Consider the following 17,998-nt stretch of genomic DNA (forward strand, 5'->3'; position numbering starts at 1 on the left):
GAAACCGGATGGCAGCGCGGCCAAATGTGACGCTAGATGAACGTGCGTGACCCCCCGTTTCCGCGTCATTGAACGGGTTTGGACCACTCCCTATGGTGAAACAATGACTAGTTCCAAGCCCGGGATGACCCGCATCGTGGCAGGCGAAAGCGCGGTCCCGAAGCGCAAGCGCGCCATCGAGGCTGCCCTGGCCCTCGGGCTTGTCCTGCTGATCGCCGTCGGTGCGGTTGTGGCCTCGAATATCTCGCGCAACTCTGAAGCCCAGGCCGCCGAGCCCACCCCGGCAGCGGAGCTGAAACTTGGCTACTTCGGCAACGTCACGCACGCCCCTGCCCTGGTGGGCGTCAGGAAGGGCTTCCTGGCCGAAGCCCTGGGGAGCACCAAACTCAGCACCGAGACCTTCAACGCCGGACCGGCCGCGATCGAAGCCCTCAACGCCGGAGCCATCGACGCCGCCTACATCGGCCCCAACCCGGCCATCAACTCGTTCGCCAAGAGCCAGGGCCAGTCGGTGCGCGTCGTTGCCGGTGCCGCTGCGGGAGGTGCGCAGCTGGTGGTCAAACCCGGGATCGCCTCGGCCGCGGACCTTCGGGGCAAGACCCTCGCAACGCCGCAGCTGGGCGGCACCCAGGACGTCGCCCTCCGCGCCTGGCTCACCAAACAGGGCTACAAGACCGGCGTGGACGGCAGCGGCGACGTTGCCATCAACCCCACGGACAACGCCCAGACCCTGAAGCTGTTCCAGGACGGAAAGATCGACGGCGCGTGGTTGCCTGAGCCGTGGGCCTCCCGCCTGGTGCTCCAGGCCGGAGCGAAGGTGCTGGTGGACGAAAAGGACTTGTGGGACGGGACCGGAACGGGCAAGCCCGGCGAGTTCCCCACTACCATCCTGATCGTGAACCAGAAGTTCGCCGCGGAGCACCCGGACGCCGTCAAGGCTCTGATCAAGGGCAACGCTGACTCCGTGGCCTGGCTCAACTCGGCGCCCGCGGATGAGAAAGCCGAAATCATCAACGCGGCCCTGCAGGAGTCCGCCGGGGCAGCCCTGCCCGGCGACGTCCTGGCCCGGTCCCTCGCCAACATCACCTTCACCCTCGACCCGCTGGCCGGCAGCTACTCCAAGCTGCTGCAGGACGGCGTGGACGCAGGCACCACCAAAAAGGCCGACATCAACGGCCTCTTCGACCTCCGCGCGCTCAACCAGGTAACCGGCAGCGCCAACAAGATTTCAGCAGCCGGCCTCGGCCAGGACTGACCCACCCAACTAGCTAAGGACGCCACCATGCCAGTGGTACTGGAACACCTGGGCAAGCGCTTCGGCGACGGCGCCCCGGTCCTGGACGACGTCAACGCCAACATCCGGCAGGGCGAGTTCGTTGCCCTCCTCGGTGCCTCCGGCTGCGGCAAGTCCACCCTCCTGAACATCATCGCGGGACTTGAAGCGCCGACGTCGGGCGCCCTGGAAGTGCCCAGCGACGGTGCGGCCTTCATGTTCCAGGACGCGGCTCTGTTTCCCTGGCTGACCGCCCGGGAGAACATCGAGCTGGCCCTGAAGCTGCGCGGCGTGGGCAAGGCCGAACGCCGCGCCAAAGCGCAAGAGCTCCTGGAACTGGTGCATCTGGGTTCCGCCGGGGACAAGCGCCCGCACGAACTGTCCGGCGGCATGCGGCAGCGTGTGTCCCTGGCCCGCTCACTGGCCCAGGACCGGCAGCTGCTGCTCATGGACGAACCCTTTGCCGCGCTCGATGCCATCACCCGCGACCTGCTGCACGACGAACTCGAACGCATCTGGAAGGAAACCGGGCGCACCATCGTCTTCGTCACCCACAACGTCCGCGAGGCCGTGCGCCTGGGCCAGCGCGTCCTGCTGCTGTCCTCCCGGCCCGGCCGCGTGGTCCAGGAATGGGCCGTCACCGAGGAACACCGAACCGACGCCGGGCTCGCCGGCCAGCTGACCGGGGTCATCACCGCCCGGCTGCGGGAGGAGATTCGCCGCCATGCCAAGTAACCCGCCTTTGGTTGAGGAGGAGCCGGTGGTTCAGCCCGCCGATACCAAACCTGCCGCCCATGTCCATGCCGCGCTGACCCGCACCTCCACCGGGACCGAGGACCTGCGGGAGCTCGAATCCGGCCTGGACTCGCTGCAGTCCGACGCCGACCGCAAGCACCGCATTGACTGGAGCCGCATCCTCCTGCCTGTGGCTGCGCTGGTGGTTCTGGTGCTCGTCTGGCAGTTCTACGTGTCCCTCGGGGTGAAGCGGCGGGACCTGGTTCCCGGGCCGCTGGACGTGGTCGGTCAGATGGGGCTGCTCTGGGGCGAGGGCAAACTGCAGGGAGCCATGTGGACCTCGCTGCAGCGCGGCGTGGTGGGCTTCCTCATTTCGGTGGCGATCGCCACCCCCGTCGGCCTGCTGCTGGCCCAGGTCGCGCCGCTGCGGCGTGCGTTTGGCCCCTTGATTTCCGGCCTCCAGGTCCTGCCCTCCGTGGCGTGGGTTCCGGCTGCCATCATCTGGTTCGGCCTCACGGACGCCACTGTATATTTCGTGGTGTTCATGGGAGCCATCCCGTCCATCATCAACGGCCTCATCTCCGGCGTGGACCAGATCCCGCCGCAGTACCGGCGTGTAGGGACAGTCCTGGGTGCGTCCAGGCTGCAGATGGCGCTCCAGGTGATCCTTCCCGCGGCGCTGCCGGGCTACCTCAGCGGGCTGAAGCAGGGGTGGGCCTTCTCGTGGCGCTCCCTGATGGCGGCGGAGATCATCGCGGTGGGCGGCACCATCGGCTTCGGACTGGGCTCCCTGCTGGACCAGGGCCGCGATCTGTCCGACATGACCATCGTCATGGCCGCCATCCTGCTGATCCTCGGCGTTGGCATCCTCATTGAGCTGCTGGTCTTCGGGCCCATCGAGAAGCGCCTCCTGCGCCGCCGCGGCCTGCTGGCCGGCAGCACCCGCTGAGCCAGCCCCTCCAAACGAACCGCTAAGGCCCGACGGCGACCTTCCGCCGTCGGGCCTTTGCCGTCCCTGGCGCGTCAGGGGCGGTCCCGGGGCACTTCGACGCGGACACGCCGGGGGACGAGGCGTGTACGACGACGGCGCTAGCCAAAGTGCCCCGCGACGGCTGCCCGGGGCAGGCCACACCGTCCCCGTGGCAGACTGGCCGCATGACCGCCAGCTTCGTATGCCGCACCGAGTCTCCGCTGCCCATGGAAGAGCTGTTCGATAGGGCGCGCAGCATCGACCTGCACCTGGACTCCCAGAAGGACTCGGGGGAGCGGGCCGTGGCAGGGGTGACCAGCGGCCTGATCGGGGACGGCCAGGAGGTCACGTGGCGGGCCAGGCATTTCGGCATCCCGCTCATCATGACCAGCCGGATCACCCAGCTGGACTTCCCCCGCAACTTCACGGACGAACAAGTCAGTGGCCCGTTCAAGGCCTTCCGCCATGTCCACGAGTTCGAACCAACAGCTACGGGCAGCGTCATGACGGACCGGGTGGAGTTCACCGCCCCGCTGGGAGTCGTGGGCGCCGCCGTCGAACGCCTGGTCCTGGCCCGTTACCTGGAACGGCTCATCACCACCAGGGGCCGGTTCCTCGCCGGGGGAGCAGGAAACCCTTTGTGACGCAGCGTTACCTTACGTGAACTGGTGTTGCTCGGCCTTTGTTGGCCAATGTGACGCGGCCATACCGTTGATCCATGGCAATTCAGGACATTTATCCCACCGCGCTGCGGCTGCTCGGCCGCCCGGTGCTGGTGGTGGGCGGCGGCCCCGTCGCTGCCCGCCGTGCCAAGGGACTGCTCGACGCCGGTGCCGTGGTCACCGTCGTGGCCCCGGTTGCCTCGCCCGCGGTCCAGGAGATGGCCGACGCCGGCCTGCTCGCCTGGGAAGCGCGCCCCTACCTTTCAACTGACATCGACGGCGCCTGGTTCGTCCAGACCGCCACCGGCGACGCGGAGGTCGATGCGCAGGTCTCGTCCGACGCCGAGGCCCAGCGGGTCTGGTGCGTCAACGCCTCCAACCATGAAGCGTCAGCCGCCTGGACCCCCGCCGTCGCGGAGGTGGACGACGTCAAGATCGCCGTCAACGCCGGGGGAGACCCCCGCCGGGCGATGGCCGTCCGGGACGCGGTGGCCACCGCCCTGGAAACCGGCGATCTCCCGCTGCGCCGCCGCCGCGCCCACCAGGGAAGCGTGGCGCTCGTGGGCGGCGGTCCCGGCGATACCGGCCTCATCACCGTCCGCGGCCGCCGGCTCCTCGGCCAGGCGGACGTCGTGGTGGCCGACCGCCTTGGCCCCCGTGAACTCCTGAACGAACTCGCCCCCGACGTCCGCGTCATCGAGGTCGGCAAGACGCCCGGCCACCATCCTGTGCCGCAGGCGGAGATCAACCGGATCCTCGTTGAGGAGGCCCTTCATGGCCACCGTGTGGTCCGGCTCAAGGGCGGGGACCCCTACGTCCTGGGCCGCGGCGGCGAGGAAGCCGAATACTGCCGGCAGCACGGCGTCGAAGTGGAAGTGGTTTCTGGGGTCACCTCAGCCATCTCCGTTCCCGCCGCTGCCGGAATTCCGGTCACGCACCGCGGCCTGGCCAAGGGCTTCAGCGTGGTCACGGGCCACGAGGAACTGTCCGAAATTCCGGCCCGCGCAGACCACACCATCGTCCTGCTCATGGGCGTCGGCCAGCTCCGCGAATCCGCGTCCGCGCTGGGCGAAGCCGGACTGCCCCTGGACACCCCTGTTGGTATCGTGGAAAACGGCTATTTGCCGGACCAGCGCGTCACCATCGGCACGCTCGGTTCCATCGCCGACCAGGCCCAGGCCGCCGGCGTCGCAAATCCTGCCGTTATTGTCATCGGTGACGTGGTGCGCGTAAGCCCGTTCGCGCCGGCGCACTTCAAAACCGCTGACTACAGCACCACCACCCCGAACAGCCCCCGCAAGACCGCCCTTACCCCCTGAAACCCATCGACTGCTCCGTATTTGTCGTTATGAGCGTTCAAAACGACAAATACTCAGCAATCGATGCAGAAGAAAAGGAACACAGCCGTGTCATCCAGCACTACCGTAGGTTCTGCCGAACGTCCGCTGCGCGTCGCCGTCGTGGGCTCCGGCCCGGCCGGCGTCTACGCCGCTGACATCCTCACCAAGAGCGAGGCCGTCAAGAGCGGCGAGCTGACCGTCAGCATCGACCTCTTTGACCGCTACCCGGCACCCTACGGCCTGATCCGCTATGGCGTGGCCCCGGACCACCCCCGCATCAAGGGCATCGTCAACGCCCTGCACAAGGTGCTGGACCGCGGCGACATCCGCTTCTTCGGCAACGTGGACTACGGCACTGACCTCACCATCGAGGACCTGCGCACCCACTATGACGCCATCATCTTCGCCACCGGCGCCATCAAGGACGCTGACCTGAACATCCCCGGCGTGGAGCTGGAGGGCTCGTTCGGCGGCGCTGATTTTGTCTCCTGGTACGACGGACACCCGGACGTCCCACGCGAATGGCCGCTGGAGGCCAAGGAAATCGCGGTCATCGGCAACGGCAACGTGGCACTGGACGTGGCCCGCGTCCTGTCCAAGCACGCCGATGACCTTCTGGTCACCGAAATCCCGGACAACGTCTACGCCGGCCTGAAGAACTCGCCGGTCACCGACGTGCACGTCTTCGGCCGCCGCGGGCCCGCCCAGGTCAAGTTCACCCCGCTGGAGCTGCGCGAACTGTCCCACTCCAAGGACGTGGACATCATCCTGTACCCGGAGGACTTTGAGTTCGACGAGGAATCGGACCGCCAGATCCAGACCAACAACCAGACCAAGACCATGGTGGGCACCCTCACCAACTGGATCGCCGAGCAGCCGGAGGACCTCTCCGAGCTGAAGGCTTCCCGCCGCCTGCACCTGCACTTCCTGCACAGCCCGGTGGAGATCTACGACGACGCCGAGGCCCCCGGCAAGGTGGCGGGCATCAAGTTCGAGCGCACCGAACTGGACGGCACCGGCAACGCCCGTGGCACCGGCGAATTCGTGGACTACCCCGTCCAGGCCGTCTACCGCGCCATCGGCTACTTCGGCTCCGCCCTGCCGGACGTCGAGTTCGACCACAAGAAGGGCGTGGTAACGAACGACGGCGGCCGCGTCCTGGATGCCGACGGCCAGCACGTGCCCGGCCTCTACGCCACCGGCTGGATCAAGCGCGGACCGGTCGGCCTGATCGGCCACACCAAGGGCGACGCCCTGGAAACCGTGACCTACCTGCTGGAAGACCGCGAAAACCTTCCGGTGGCTTCCGCCCCGCAGGAGGACTCCGTCGTTGAACTGCTCGATGCCCGCGGCGTGAAGTTCACCAGCTGGGAAGGCTGGCTGGCACTGGATGCCCACGAGCTCGCCCTGGGTGCTGCGGCCACCGAGGCCGGCGGCTCGCACGGCGTCGAGGTCAAGCGTGAGCGCATCAAGGTGGTGCCGCGCGGGGACATGGTGGACATCTCCCGCGACGGCGTCTCCGCCCAGGTCTAGGACCTGAAAGCCGGTCAGCAGCTAAAAGCGAAGGAACCCCGGGGCCGATGGTCCCGGGGTTCCTTCGCTTTGACGGCTAGTTAACCCGACCTCGCTATTTGCCCGCGCCCCCGATGGCCATGAGTTCCAGGCGCCGCAATGTCTCGCGGTTGCGGGCCGAAATCACGGGGTCGCGCAGGAACTTGGGCATCAGCTTGCCGGGCCCGCGGATGACGTCCTCGGCAATGGTTACCCGGCACTGGTTGCCCCGGTCCTCCAGCCTGATGTCCACCTTGGCCTCGCCCATCGGCCAGCCGCGCGCCACGAGCTCAAGGGAACGGCCCGGTTCGACGGCCGTGACGCGGGTGCTGTCGTTGATGACCAGCGGCCAGGCACCCACGGAGTGGTGCAGCTGCGCTCCGGTCCCTGGCCACTCGGCGTCCACGTCCCGGATCCGGGACGCGCCCACCACCCACCCGGAGTACAGCCAGCCGTCGGCGATGACGCGCCAGACGTCGGCGGCGGAGGAATTGAACAGCAGCGAGACAGTGGACATGGGCTTCCTTCCGGTTCCGGGTGTGCTTTCCCCGTGCTTCGCAGGGGAGCCCGGGTGGGGTACGACGGCTGGAGGTGCGGGCTGCCGGGCCGCCCGATAGGACGGCTTCCGCAGGCGCCGGGTCCACCCGTAGGTCTCTGCGCCGGCCGGCTGGTTCGCCAGCGGATCGAAGCGCAGCGGGATGTCACCGGGATGGGGGCCCGCGTGCAGCCGCAGCTCGCCGCACTCCCGCCAGGCGCCGCCTGGCGTGGCCCAATGCAGCCCAAGGACCCACTCCCCGGAAGCCAGTGACCCTGCCGGGAGGCTCCGCGTGCGCAGGCCCAGCAGCACGGGACCCCGCCGGCCGCGGTACGGCATGAGCGTGGTCATGGTGGCTCCGGCGACATCCAGCCGCGGCACCAGCAGGAACCGGCCGGGCAGCCCCCACCCGGTGGAGGCGAAAAGGACGTCTGCGGACCCGGAACCATCGGACCCGGAGCCAGGGGAGCCAGGGCCTACGGATGCAGCGCCCGACGGCGAAACGCGGAGGGCCAGGCCCAGGATGTCCGGCAGCGCCTGCGGCAAACCCAAAGACCTGGAGAACCGCGCCACCACCTGGTCGGTGCCGGGGGAGTCCAGCCAGTCGATGCCGCTGGCCACCGCAGGGTTTCCGGTCCTGTCCAGGGTCCCGGTGAGACCCAGGCCCTGCGGATGGATCGGCCGGTCAGGCCTGACAATCTTCAAAAGCCGGAAGAGGGCAGCAAAAGCCTGCCCGGCACTTCCGGTGACGGCGGAATTCACGCGCAGCTGCTGGGTCATACTTCCTTCCTACCCACAAACCCCGGGACTACATGCGGCCGAACCGGGCCCGGATCAGTGCGAAGATGCCGTAGGCGATGAAACCGGCGCCGATCAGCGTCAACAGGGGTGGCCCGAAAGGGTGGCCCTGCAGGGCCTTGAGGCTGCCGTCCAGCCCGGTGGACTCATCCGGCCGGTGCTTGGCGGCGGCAACGATGAAGAGCAGTCCGGTGAGGTCCAGCGCAAGACCCTTGGCCACGTGGCCGGTGACCCCCAGGGTGTCGATAAGCCTGCCGCGCCGGGTGCCCTCGAAGCGGAACAGTTCCTCCTTGAAGCCCCGCCGGAATCCTTTGACCACGAAGTAGATGCCAATGCCCAGGACGGTCAGGCCCAGGGCCACGAGGACCCACGGCCCCAAGGGGTTGGCCATCAGGCGCGCGCTGAAGTCCCGTGTGTTCTCGCCGGAGTCGCTGCGCTGCCCCAGGGCGAACCCCCCGAAGGTCAGCCCCACACTGCCATAGGCGACGGCGAGGAACCCTGACGACACCAGCTTGGCCAGCCGCTCCTTGCGCGGAAGGCTTCGGGCGCGCAACGTGGCTTCGCTGGCCTGCCACACTGCCAGGCCGAGGCACGAGACCACGCAGAACCACATCACGGCGGGGCCCCACGCGTTGTCTGCCAGCTGGGCAATGGCACCGGTGGGTTCCGCATCGCCCGGATGGCCGAAAGCGATGGCAACGGCGATGGCGCCGACAATGATGTGGAGCAGTGCCATGACGGCAAATCCCGCGCGGGCCAGGATGTCCAGGGCCTTCGCGTTGGACGCCTCCTCGACAACGTCCGCTGCCTGGCTGAGGGTGGATTCGCCGTCGGACATCTCTTAGCCGTTCATGGGCCCTTCGGCCCGCAGCTTCTCCGCTCCGGGGCCCTGGACGTGCACGGTGCAGCGGACCACCAGCTGCCCGGGGGCGTTGTCCAGCTCCACCAGGGACTCGTCCGCGCTGAGGACGGTGAACACCTCGGACCCTGCCACCACTTCCACGCCCTTGGCCTTCGCCGTTTCCCGGGCATTCCGCAGCGCCTCGCGCTCCAGGCCGTCCACGTAGCCGCTGTCGCTTTCCCGGGCCGGGTTGCCGAAAGCCCAGCCGAACAATGTCCCTGTGTTTCCCATGGCGACGATATTACGCGTTGCGCCCGGCGCGGGGGCGGGCTTTCGTAATATTAGTAAGTGTGCTTACCATGGGCGCACCATACCTCGATGGAACACGGCAAGCGAAGTCCGCAGCACAGCGGCAACCGGATCCAGTTCACTACGTTAGGAATGCACATCATGGCAGGAAATCTCATTGCCCGTTCAGTTCACGACCTGACGGCGGCAGCATGGTTTGGTGGATCCCTGATGGGCGCCATTGGGCTTAACGGGGCAGCGGCCCAGGCCAAGGACCCCGCCGAGCGCACCCGGCTGTCCAGCGCCGGCTGGATGAAGTGGGCACCGATCCAGACCGCGGCGTTCGCCTCCCACCTGGTGGCGGACCTCGCCATCGCATGGGAGAACAAGGGCCGCATCGCCAAGCAGGAAGGCGTTGCCCGCGATACCGTCATCAAGACGGCGGTGACCGTGGTGGGAGCCGCAGTGACCCTGTACTCGGGCATCCTGGGCAAGAAGGTGGACAAGCTTGCCGGTGAAGGCGCCGAAGGTGCAACGGAGCCGCACGCCGCGGCCTCGGATGAGCTGAAGAGCGCCCAGCAGCAGCTGAAGCTCCTGCAGTGGGCCATCCCCGGCTTCGCTGCCCTGGTGATCATCCTTGGCGCCAAGCACGGCGAGATGCAGCGTCCCAAGAACGTCCTGGTGGGCCTCCGCCGCGACTAGGGCGGGTCAGGAACACAGCGCTTACGACGGCGGCCCGGTACGAAAGTGCCGGGCCGCCGTCGTGTCCCCGGGGCTACTCCGCCAGCCACTCCGCGCAGGAGTTCAGGTTCCGGTTCACGGTGGCCACGGCAGCTTCCGGGTCCCGCTGTTCGATGGCCGCCAGCAGGGTTTCGTGGCCGTCCCGGGGCAGCCCGTTGAAGCCGGGCCGGCGCTGCTGTTTGAGCAGGTCCTGGTGGAACACCGTTCCGAAGCTCGCGTAGAGCTCGTGCAGCAGCGGATTGCCGGACGCCCGGGCCACCCCTTCGTGGAAGTGCCAGTCGGCGTCCGCCCAGGCCTCGAAATCCCCGCTGTTCCAGGCCTGGTCCCGGGCGGTGAGCAGGGCGCGCAGGGCCGTGACGTCGTCGTCCGTAGCAGCCCGGGCGGCGAGCCTAGCGGCCTGGGTGTCCAGGCCCAGACGCACCTCCAGGATGTGCTGCTCCGTGTGGTCCTGGTACATGCGGCGGGCCGCGCCGGACATCTCGCTCGTGGCGCGAACGTAGGTGCCGTCCCCGCGCCGTACCTCCAGCATGCCCCCGTGGGCGAGGGCTTTGACTGCCTCGCGGAGGGTGCCCCGGGAGACGCCCAGGGTGGCCACGAGCTCGGGTTCGGGCGGGATGCGTTGGTCCAGCGGCCACTCGCCGGAATGGACCATTTCCCGCAGCTTTGCCGTTACTTCGGCGGCGAGCGGCGGCCGGACGGAAGGACTTAGGGACATGGCGCTATTTCCCCTTCGAAGCAGTACGGCCGGGAGCGGCGCCCGCGGGCCTGCCGGGCATCAGGGGCCCGGTGATCAAGTGGGAGACCACCACCTGGGCCAGTGACAGCACCAGCAGCAGCACCAGCGGCAGGGCCCAGCCGCCGGTGGCGCTGTGCAGCAGGCCCATGCCGAACGGTCCGGCGGTGGCCAGCAGGTAACCCGAGGACTGGGCCAGCGTGGACAGGGCGGTGGTCTCGGCGGTGCTGGTACCGCTCCGGCTGATCATTACCATCACCAGCGGGAAGATGCCCAGCCCAAAGCCCAGGAGGACAGCGGGAATGGCGGCCAGCGCCACGGGGAGGGCCAGCAGTGCCGCGATCCCCAGGACCATGGTGATGCTCACCAGGTAGAACGCGGGGCGCAGCATTCCCGGCCGGGCGCCGATGGCGATCAAGACCATTCCTGCCGGAACGGACACCAGCTGCATCAGGCCGAACATCAGCCCGCTCGAGGACGCGTCCATCCCCATGGTGGTCAGCATGTACGGAAACCAGCTCAGCAGGGCGTAGGCCAGCAGGGCCTGAAGGGTGAAGATTGCGGTGAGGAGCTGGCCTTTCCGGGTGCGCAGCAGCGGCCACGGGGACACGTGCGTGGCCGGACCCGGTACGGTGCTGCGGTGCGCCTGCAGCGCCACGGGCAGGAAACCGAGGAAGGCTGCCACCGCCGCGATGCCCACGGCGCCCACTGCGGCGGACGGGGAGCCCAGTGCCTGTGCCAGCGGTACCACCATGACCGAGGTCAGGGTGCCGCCGGTGGTCATGGTCACCGTGTAGACGGCGGTCATGAGCGAGGTGCGGGCGGCGAAGTGCTCGCGGATGAAGGAGGGCATGGCCACGTTGCAGATGGCCAGTCCGGACATCCCCACCACGCTGCCCGCCACGAGCATCCCGGTGGCGGGAATGCCGCGCAGCAGCAGCCCGCCGGCCAGCATCGCCAGGGACAGCAGGATGGCCTTCTCCACGCCGAGCTTGCCGGTCAGCCAGGAGGTGGCAGCGCCGGCAACGGCAAAGCAAAGCGTGGGGATGGACGGGATCACTGCTGCCACCAGTGCCCCGTAGCCCAGCACTTCCTGGAGGTCGTGCAGCAGGGCGGAGGCTCCAGTGATGCCGGCACGCAGGTTCAGCCCGATCAGCACCAGCGCAACCACTGCGGACACGACGGCAGACCGGGGCTTGGCGGTGGCCGCCGGCGCGGGGGCGGCGTGGGCTGCCACTGATGCGGGCGCGGAGGCGGGGGGAGTTGCAGGCATACCCTCCACCCTAAAGGTTAGACGTTTGATGTTTCGGGTTTTGTGGGCAACCTCTCGCAGGTTCCCCTCCTGGAATAGACTGCCAACGGACTGTCAGAGGGCCTGGCGCAGACCAGGCAGGGCGGAAGGACGGCTGTGGAGGCTTCCCGGGGACTCGAGATTGAGAAGAAGTACGACGTCGACACCGGCGCCGAGGTGCCGGCCCTGGAGCAGGCCGCAGGCGTGGCCCGCGCCGGCAATCCGCACACCGACCTCCTCGAGGCCGTGTACTTCGACACGCCCAAGCATGGCCTGGCTGCCCGCCGCATCACGCTCCGCCGGCGCACCGGCGGCAAAGACGCCGGATGGCACTTGAAGCTGCCGCCGTTGGTGCCCGTCCCGGGGGAGGGGCCCCAGCAGCGGACGGAACTGCACGCACCCCTTGGCCGGCCCGACGTCGTCCCGGACAGCCTGCTCCTGCACCTTCATGCCTACCTCCGGGGGGCGGACCCGGTGCCGGTGGTACGCCTGGAAACGCGCCGCACCACCTACCCCCTCTACGGTGATGACGGCGTGCACCTCGCCGACCTTGCCGACGACCAGGTCACCGCCGTGCGGCTGGAGGACGGGCACAACGACGAGGCAACGCGGCAGGAATGGCGCGAATGGGAGCTGGAGCTGGTCCACGGTGACCCGGAAATCTTCGGGCCGGTGGAGGAACTGCTGGCCGCCGCCGGGGCCCGGCCCGCCGGGCACGCCTCCAAGCTGGCCCGTGCCCTGGGCACCGGAAAGGCATCCCGGAAACTGGGGGCGCCCGGCGGGGACGGCAACGGCGCTGCCGAGGACGAAGGCAGCCCCGGGCTCCTGGCGGGAAAACGTGCCCCCGCAGCCGCCGTCGTCACCGTTTATGTTGCCGCGCAGATCGACCAGATCCTCGCCGGAGACGCCGCCGTCCGGCTGGAGGAACTGGACGCCGTGCACGCCATGCGGTCCGCCACCCGCCGCATCCGCTCCGTCCTGGCCGCCTACGGCAAGCTCTACCGAGCCTCTCCGGTACGGAAGCTGCGGAGCGAGCTGAAGTGGCTGGGCCAGCTGCTCGGGCAGCCGCGGGACGCCGAGGTCCTGCGGGTGGAGCTGCGCGAACAACTGGCTGGACTGCTGCCGGGCGATGACGGCGTTGCCGCTGCCACGGCAAGGATTGAAGAGCGCGCCGGCGGGGATTACGACGGTGGCTACCGGCTTTTGCAGGAAGCGCTGCAGTCGCCGCGCTACTTCCGGCTCCTGGACAAGCTCGAGGACTTCCGCGACAACCCGCCGGTGCGGGCTGAGGCGGTGGCGCAGGGACGGCGGGTGGCAGCGAAACCGGTGGACAAGGCCGCCAAGCGGCTGCGGCGTTCGCACAAGGCGGCCAAGGCGGCGCGGCGGGGCACGGATCAGGAGCTGGCCCTCCACCGGGTGCGCAAGGATGCAAAGCGGCTCCGCTACGTGGCCGAGTCCGCAGCAATGGTCCATGGCAAGCGCGCCGGCAAGGTGGCAAAGGCCGCCCGCCGGCAGCAAAAAATCCTGGGCAGGTTCCAGGACGCAGTGGTGGCCCGCGACCTGCTGGCCGCCATCGCCGGCGAGTACAGCGACCCGGCCACCGCGGGCATCTACGCGCAACTGCTCAACCAGCAGGAGGAACGGATGGTGGCCGCACAGGCCGGGCACCGAAAGGCATGGAAGAAGTCGCGCGACCTGCTGGGCCACGGCGTTATCTGAGCCGGCGGGTTTCGCCCCGGGCGCAGGGCCTACTTGCCTTGCCGCGCGGACAACCGGGCCACGGCCAGGGCCAGCCACAGCTGCACCCGGTCCGCGGTGACGGCGGGGTCGTAGCCGGTGAGTTCGGTGATCTGCGCCAGCCGGTACCGTACGGTGTTGCGGTGCAGGGTGAGTTCCTCCGCCACCGCCGCCACGGACCCGTTGTTGTTCAGGTAGCTCTCCAGCGTGGCCATCAGTTCCGAGCCGTGCGCGGCATCGAAGGCCCGCAAAGGGTTCAGGGACTCGTGCGCCATGTCGGCCAGCGGGACATCCTCGCTGGCCAGCAGCAGCGACGTCAGGCTCAGCCGCTCCGGTTCGTTGACCGGCAGGCCATGGCTGGCGGCGTCGCGGGCCTCGAAGTAGCTCCAGCGCAGGCCGTTCGGCTTCGTGTACGCCCCGCCGATGCCGATCGTGGCATGGATGCCGGCTTCGGCGAGGTGGTCGCTGAGCTTGCGTGCCAGCGCAGGTGCCGTCCCGCCGTCGTCATTGACCACCAGCACCAGGTCCTTGCCCACGACGGCGGCAACCGCCTTCTCCAGTTCCTGCGGCACCGAGGTGCTCCCCAGGGCCTTGCCGTGGGCGGCCGACACGGCCAGCAGCACCACGTTCTTCCGGGTGCTGTTCACCCCCACGCCTGCCAGGCGGCGCTGCGCCTCGCTGGTTTCCAGCGCGCCGTGGATGACGTCCTCCAGCACCTGGCCGCACAGTGCGCGCTGGGCCTGCCGCTGCTTGACCATGTTGTTCAGCTCCACGCTGATCAGGTTCTGCGCGTAGCCGATGATGCCGGTGTCCTCGAAAGGCTGGCGCACCCACAGGGTGCAGGCGTCGCGGCGTCCCGTGGGCACTGGGTAGCTGGACCAGGTATCCGCCGACGGGTGGGCGGTGCTGCTGTTGTACAGCTGCGCCGTGAACTGGGTGAGGGCAATGTCCGTGCGCAGCATGCCGCCCAGGTTCTTGAGGAGCTCCGCCAGCCCGCCGCCGGTCAGCAGTGCCCGGGCCAGCACCTGGTGCCCGGCGATCAACCGCTCCAGCTTGGCATAGTGGTCCGCCGACTGGGCATCCGCCACCAGCTTGGTAATGGCGATGAAGGGGGTTTCGTAGGGCACTTCCACCACTGGCAGGCCCCACCGGTTGGCCTCGGCCAGGAGGGCGGGGGGTACCGTCTCGTGCGAAAGGCCCACACCGAACCCGATGCCTACCGCGCCGGCGCGCTGCACCTGGCGGACAAAACGGCGCTGCTCAGGGGCGGACCGCAGCCGCAGGCCGGTGGTGAGGACCAGTTCACCACCATTGAGGAACCGCTGTGGATCCTCCAGTTCGGTCACCGCCACCCAGTTGATGTCCTGGTTCCAGGTGGTTTCCGCCACGCCCGCCTTGGACAGCTTCAAGGAGGTCACGCCCACCAGGGCAGCAAGGGAAATGGCCATGAAGCAAGGATAAACGTGAGCTGGGCAACCGCACTAAACCCCTTTGGCAAGGGTGTGCAGGTGGCTATTCACCCGGCTTGGGCGCTGGCATAGGCTCAAGGCAGTTCCATCCATCCGTCCCGGTCTCCGCCCGGCCCCGATGGCCCTTACGAAAGAGGTTGCACACCGTGGTCCAAACCTTGCAGAACTTCATCAACGGGGAGTTTGTCACCCCCTCCGGCACCGCCCTGCTGGACGTGGTCAACCCCACCAACGGCGAGGTCGTGGCACACGCCCCCGTCTCGGCGCAGGCCGACGTGGACGCGGCCATGGCCGCGGCGAAGGACGCCTTCAGGACCTGGAAGCACGTCACTCCCGGCCAGCGGCAGCTGATGCTGCTCAAGCTCGCGGACGCCATCGAGGCCAACAGCGACGAAATCGTCGAGGCCCAGCACCGGAACACCGGGCAGGTCCGGTCCCTCATCGCCTCCGAGGAAGTGGCCGCCGGCGCCGACCAGCTGCGCTTCTTCGCCGGTGCTGCCCGCATCATGGAAGGCAAGTCCGCCGGCGAATACTTCGAGGGCCACACCTCCTACGTCCGCCGCGAACCCATCGGCGTGGTGGCCCAGGTGGCCCCGTGGAACTACCCGTTCCTGATGGCCATCTGGAAGATCGGCCCCGCCCTGGCAGCCGGCAACACCGTGGTCCTCAAGCCCTCCGACACCACCCCCGAATCCACCCTGGTGCTGGCCCGCCTGGCCGGGGAGATCCTGCCGGCCGGCGTCCTGAACGTGGTGCTTGGGACCGGCGAAACCGGCGCGATGATGGTGGAGCACAAGGTTCCCGGCCTGGTATCCATCACCGGGTCGGTCCGGGCCGGCATCGCCGTGGCCTCCGGTGCAGCCAAGGGCCTCAAGCGCGCACACCTGGAGCTGGGCGGCAAAGCGCCGGCCATCGTGTTCGCCGACGCCGACATCAAGAAGAGCGCCGCGGCCATCGCCGAGTTCGCGTTCTTCAACGCCGGCCAGGACTGCACCGCCATCACGCGCGTGCTGGTGGAGGAATCCGTGCACGACGACGTCGTGGCCGCCATGGTGGAGCACACCCGGACCCTGCACACCGGCTCGCAGAACGACGAAGACAACTACTTCGGCCCGCTGAACAACGTCAACCACTTCAACGCCGTCACTTCCGTGGTGGAGAACCTGCCCGCCAACTGCCGGATCGAAACCGGCGGCCACCGGGCGGGGGAGAAGGGCTTCTTCTTCGAACCCACCATCATCACCGGTGCCAAGCAGACCGACGACGTCGTCCAGAAGGAGACGTTCGGCCCCGTCATCACCGTCCAGAAGTTCAGCACCGAGGAAGAAGCTGTGGCCCTGGCCAACGACGTGGACTACGCCCTGGCCTCCAGCGTCTGGACCACCAACCACGGGACCGCCATGCGGCTCAGCCGCGACCTGGACTTCGGCGCCGTCTGGATCAACACCCACATCCTCCTCACCGCCGAAATGCCGCACGGCGGCTTCAAGCAGTCCGGCTACGGCAAGGACCTCTCCATGTACGGCGTGGAGGACTACACGCGCATCAAGCACGTCATGTCCGCCCTCGACGCCTGACCGTTTCCCGCCGGTTGAGCCTGTCGAAACCCGGGGTTCCGGCAATCCCAGCCACCAGCAAAAGAAAGTAACCGCAATGACCACCACAGCATCAGACATCACGTACCGACTGGAGCAGAAGCGCAACGTCCAGGCCGACTTCCCGGGCCCCAAGTCCGTGGCACTGACCGAACGCCGCAAGTCCGTGGTGGCAGCCGGCGTCGCCTCCAGCGTCCCGGTCTACGTTGCGGACGCCGACGGCGGAATCATCCACGACGTCGACGGCAACTCCTTCATCGACCTCGGCTCAGGCATCGCCGTGACCAGCGTGGGTGCCTCCGACCCCGCCGTCGTGGGCGCCGTCAAGGAAGCCGTGGAGCACTTCACCCACACCTGCTTCATGGTCACGCCGTACGAAGGCTACGTGGCCGTCGCCGAGCAGCTGAACCGGCTCACCCCGGGCGACCACGAAAAGCGCACCGTCCTCTTCAACTCCGGCGCCGAGGCAGTGGAGAACGCCGTCAAGGTGGCCCGCCTGGCCACCGGCCGGGACGCCGTCGTCGCCTTCGACCACGCCTACCACGGCCGCACCAACCTCACCATGGCGCTGACCGCCAAGGCCATGCCGTACAAGACCAACTTCGGCCCGTTCGCCCCTGAGGTCTACCGGATGCCGATGAGCTACCCGTACCGCGAGGAAAACCCGGCCATCACCGGTGCCGAGGCAGCCAAGCGCGCCATCACCATGATCGAGAAGCAGATCGGCGGCGACCAGGTTGCCGCGATCATCATCGAACCCATCCAGGGCGAGGGCGGCTTCATCGTCCCGGCCGAGGGCTTCCTGCCCGCACTGGCCGCCTGGGCCAAGGAAAAGGGCATCGTCTTCATCGCCGACGAGGTCCAGTCCGGCTTCTGCCGCACCGGTGAATGGTTTGCCGTCAACCACGAAGGCGTCGTCCCGGACATCATGACCATGGCCAAGGGCATCGCCGGCGGCATGCCGCTGTCCGCCATCACCGGCCGCGCCGACCTGCTGGACGCTGTCCACCCGGGCGGCCTGGGCGGCACCTACGGCGGCAACCCGGTAGCCTGCGCCGCTGCGCTGGCCGCCATCGGATCCATGGAGGAGTACAACCTCAACGGCCGCGCCCGCCACATCGAGGAACTTGCACTGGGCCGCCTCCGCGACCTGCAGGCAGAACTGGCCGGCGCCGGTACCGCTGTGATCGGTGACGTCCGCGGCCGCGGTGCCATGCTCGCCGTCGAACTCGTCCAGGCCGGCTCCAAGGAACCGAACCCGGACCTGACCAAGGCCGTGGCCGCCGCCTGCCTGAAGGAAGGCGTCATCATCCTCACCTGCGGCACCTACGGCAACGTCATCCGCCTGCTGCCGCCGCTGGTCATCACCGATGAGCTGCTCTCCGACGGCCTGGAAGTCCTCGCCGCCGCCATCAAGGCCCACGCCTAACCGGGACGAC

Annotated in this window: 16 protein-coding genes; 10 read left to right on the forward strand and 6 right to left on the reverse strand. The window is 68.4% G+C overall.

Annotated elements, in window-relative coordinates; translation table 11 throughout:
- Positions 1-124 precede the first annotated feature (124 nt).
- The 6 genes from VXJ37_RS01770 to VXJ37_RS01795 all read left to right on the forward strand — a co-directional run bounded on the left by VXJ37_RS01770 (position 125) and on the right by VXJ37_RS01795 (position 6,513).
- Positions 125-1,255, forward strand: a complete 1,131-nt coding sequence (locus tag VXJ37_RS01770; RefSeq protein WP_331321475.1) for an ABC transporter substrate-binding protein — start codon at positions 125-127, stop codon at positions 1,253-1,255.
- Positions 1,256-1,282: 27 nt separating this feature from the next.
- The gene (locus tag VXJ37_RS01775) at positions 1,283-2,008 is read left to right on the forward strand and encodes an ABC transporter ATP-binding protein (RefSeq protein ID WP_141942926.1); all 726 of its coding nucleotides are present in this window, start codon (positions 1,283-1,285) and stop codon (positions 2,006-2,008) included.
- Positions 1,998-2,957: an ABC transporter permease gene (locus VXJ37_RS01780; RefSeq protein WP_331321360.1), complete on the forward strand. Its 960-nt coding sequence runs from the start codon at positions 1,998-2,000 to the stop codon at positions 2,955-2,957. The genes VXJ37_RS01775 and VXJ37_RS01780 overlap by 11 nt, the downstream gene beginning before the upstream one ends.
- Before the next feature lie 206 nt (positions 2,958-3,163).
- Positions 3,164-3,622 (forward strand): SRPBCC family protein, encoded by a 459-nt coding sequence (locus VXJ37_RS01785; protein WP_331321361.1) that lies wholly within the window; start codon positions 3,164-3,166, stop codon positions 3,620-3,622.
- Positions 3,623-3,696: 74 nt separating this feature from the next.
- A complete protein-coding gene (gene cobA / locus VXJ37_RS01790) occupies positions 3,697-4,959 on the forward strand; it encodes a uroporphyrinogen-III C-methyltransferase (protein ID WP_331321362.1) in 1,263 nt (420 codons plus the stop codon).
- A gap of 87 nt (positions 4,960-5,046) precedes the next feature.
- The gene (locus VXJ37_RS01795; RefSeq protein WP_331321363.1) at positions 5,047-6,513 is read left to right on the forward strand and encodes an FAD-dependent oxidoreductase; all 1,467 of its coding nucleotides are present in this window, start codon (positions 5,047-5,049) and stop codon (positions 6,511-6,513) included.
- Between the two features lie 94 nt (positions 6,514-6,607).
- Here VXJ37_RS01795 and VXJ37_RS01800 read toward each other — a convergent pair whose 3' ends face one another.
- From VXJ37_RS01800 to VXJ37_RS01810, 3 genes are read right to left on the reverse strand one after another with little or no spacing between them, the layout of a single operon-like run.
- Positions 6,608-7,846 carry an SRPBCC family protein gene (locus tag VXJ37_RS01800; RefSeq protein ID WP_331321364.1) on the reverse strand — a complete coding sequence of 413 codons (1,239 nt, stop codon included), beginning with the start codon at positions 7,844-7,846 and terminating at the stop codon, positions 6,608-6,610.
- Between the two features lie 28 nt (positions 7,847-7,874).
- Positions 7,875-8,702 (reverse strand): DUF1206 domain-containing protein, encoded by an 828-nt coding sequence (locus tag VXJ37_RS01805; RefSeq protein ID WP_331321365.1) that lies wholly within the window; start codon positions 8,700-8,702, stop codon positions 7,875-7,877.
- Between the two features lie 3 nt (positions 8,703-8,705).
- The gene (locus VXJ37_RS01810) at positions 8,706-8,996 is read right to left on the reverse strand and encodes a hypothetical protein (protein ID WP_331321366.1); all 291 of its coding nucleotides are present in this window, start codon (positions 8,994-8,996) and stop codon (positions 8,706-8,708) included.
- A gap of 159 nt (positions 8,997-9,155) precedes the next feature.
- Here VXJ37_RS01810 and VXJ37_RS01815 point away from each other — a divergent pair, with 159 nt between their 5' ends.
- Positions 9,156-9,695, forward strand: a complete 540-nt coding sequence (locus tag VXJ37_RS01815; RefSeq protein WP_141942913.1) for a hypothetical protein — start codon at positions 9,156-9,158, stop codon at positions 9,693-9,695.
- A gap of 73 nt (positions 9,696-9,768) precedes the next feature.
- Here VXJ37_RS01815 and VXJ37_RS01820 read toward each other — a convergent pair whose 3' ends face one another.
- Positions 9,769-10,449, reverse strand: a complete 681-nt coding sequence (locus VXJ37_RS01820) for a FadR/GntR family transcriptional regulator (RefSeq protein WP_331321367.1) — start codon at positions 10,447-10,449, stop codon at positions 9,769-9,771.
- Between the two features lie 4 nt (positions 10,450-10,453).
- Positions 10,454-11,740, reverse strand: coding sequence for an MFS transporter (locus VXJ37_RS01825; protein ID WP_331321368.1), 1,287 nt, complete (start codon positions 11,738-11,740; stop codon positions 10,454-10,456).
- Between the two features lie 135 nt (positions 11,741-11,875).
- Here VXJ37_RS01825 and VXJ37_RS01830 point away from each other — a divergent pair, with 135 nt between their 5' ends.
- Positions 11,876-13,477, forward strand: coding sequence for a CYTH and CHAD domain-containing protein (locus tag VXJ37_RS01830; protein ID WP_331321369.1), 1,602 nt, complete (start codon positions 11,876-11,878; stop codon positions 13,475-13,477).
- A 29-nt stretch (positions 13,478-13,506) separates the two neighbouring features.
- Here the strand turns inward: VXJ37_RS01830 and VXJ37_RS01835 are convergent, their stop codons facing one another.
- Complete coding sequence (locus VXJ37_RS01835; RefSeq protein ID WP_331321370.1) at positions 13,507-14,943, reverse strand: PucR family transcriptional regulator; 1,437 nt, start codon at positions 14,941-14,943, stop codon at positions 13,507-13,509.
- A gap of 167 nt (positions 14,944-15,110) precedes the next feature.
- Here VXJ37_RS01835 and VXJ37_RS01840 point away from each other — a divergent pair, with 167 nt between their 5' ends.
- Both VXJ37_RS01840 and gabT read left to right on the forward strand, forming a co-directional pair.
- On the forward strand, positions 15,111-16,541 hold the full coding sequence (locus VXJ37_RS01840; protein ID WP_331321371.1) for an aminobutyraldehyde dehydrogenase: 1,431 nt from the start codon (positions 15,111-15,113) through the stop codon (positions 16,539-16,541).
- A gap of 76 nt (positions 16,542-16,617) precedes the next feature.
- Positions 16,618-17,988, forward strand: a complete 1,371-nt coding sequence (gene gabT / locus VXJ37_RS01845) for a 4-aminobutyrate--2-oxoglutarate transaminase (RefSeq protein WP_331321372.1) — start codon at positions 16,618-16,620, stop codon at positions 17,986-17,988.
- Positions 17,989-17,998: the final 10 nt, after the last annotated feature.

It is taken from the genome of Pseudarthrobacter phenanthrenivorans (genome assembly GCF_036455295.1).
GTDB lineage: Bacteria > Actinomycetota > Actinomycetes > Actinomycetales > Micrococcaceae > Arthrobacter > Arthrobacter phenanthrenivorans_C.

What these genes read in the sequence shown, in the direction of transcription:
- VXJ37_RS01770 (WP_331321475.1), top strand. Translation starts at nt 125, where the DNA reads ATGACCCGCATCGTGGCAGGCGAAAGCGCGGTCCCGAAGCGCAAGCGC.
- VXJ37_RS01775 (WP_141942926.1), top strand. Translation starts at nt 1,283, where the DNA reads ATGCCAGTGGTACTGGAACACCTGGGCAAGCGCTTCGGCGACGGCGCC.
- VXJ37_RS01780 (WP_331321360.1), top strand. Translation starts at nt 1,998, where the DNA reads ATGCCAAGTAACCCGCCTTTGGTTGAGGAGGAGCCGGTGGTTCAGCCC.
- VXJ37_RS01785 (WP_331321361.1), top strand. Translation starts at nt 3,164, where the DNA reads ATGACCGCCAGCTTCGTATGCCGCACCGAGTCTCCGCTGCCCATGGAA.
- cobA (WP_331321362.1), top strand. Translation starts at nt 3,697, where the DNA reads ATGGCAATTCAGGACATTTATCCCACCGCGCTGCGGCTGCTCGGCCGC.
- VXJ37_RS01800 (WP_331321364.1), bottom strand. Translation starts at nt 7,846, where the DNA reads ATGACCCAGCAGCTGCGCGTGAATTCCGCCGTCACCGGAAGTGCCGGG.
- VXJ37_RS01805 (WP_331321365.1), bottom strand. Translation starts at nt 8,702, where the DNA reads ATGTCCGACGGCGAATCCACCCTCAGCCAGGCAGCGGACGTTGTCGAG.
- VXJ37_RS01810 (WP_331321366.1), bottom strand. Translation starts at nt 8,996, where the DNA reads ATGGGAAACACAGGGACATTGTTCGGCTGGGCTTTCGGCAACCCGGCC.
- VXJ37_RS01815 (WP_141942913.1), top strand. Translation starts at nt 9,156, where the DNA reads ATGGCAGGAAATCTCATTGCCCGTTCAGTTCACGACCTGACGGCGGCA.
- VXJ37_RS01820 (WP_331321367.1), bottom strand. Translation starts at nt 10,449, where the DNA reads ATGTCCCTAAGTCCTTCCGTCCGGCCGCCGCTCGCCGCCGAAGTAACG.
- VXJ37_RS01825 (WP_331321368.1), bottom strand. Translation starts at nt 11,740, where the DNA reads ATGCCTGCAACTCCCCCCGCCTCCGCGCCCGCATCAGTGGCAGCCCAC.
- VXJ37_RS01835 (WP_331321370.1), bottom strand. Translation starts at nt 14,943, where the DNA reads ATGGCCATTTCCCTTGCTGCCCTGGTGGGCGTGACCTCCTTGAAGCTG.
- gabT (WP_331321372.1), top strand. Translation starts at nt 16,618, where the DNA reads ATGACCACCACAGCATCAGACATCACGTACCGACTGGAGCAGAAGCGC.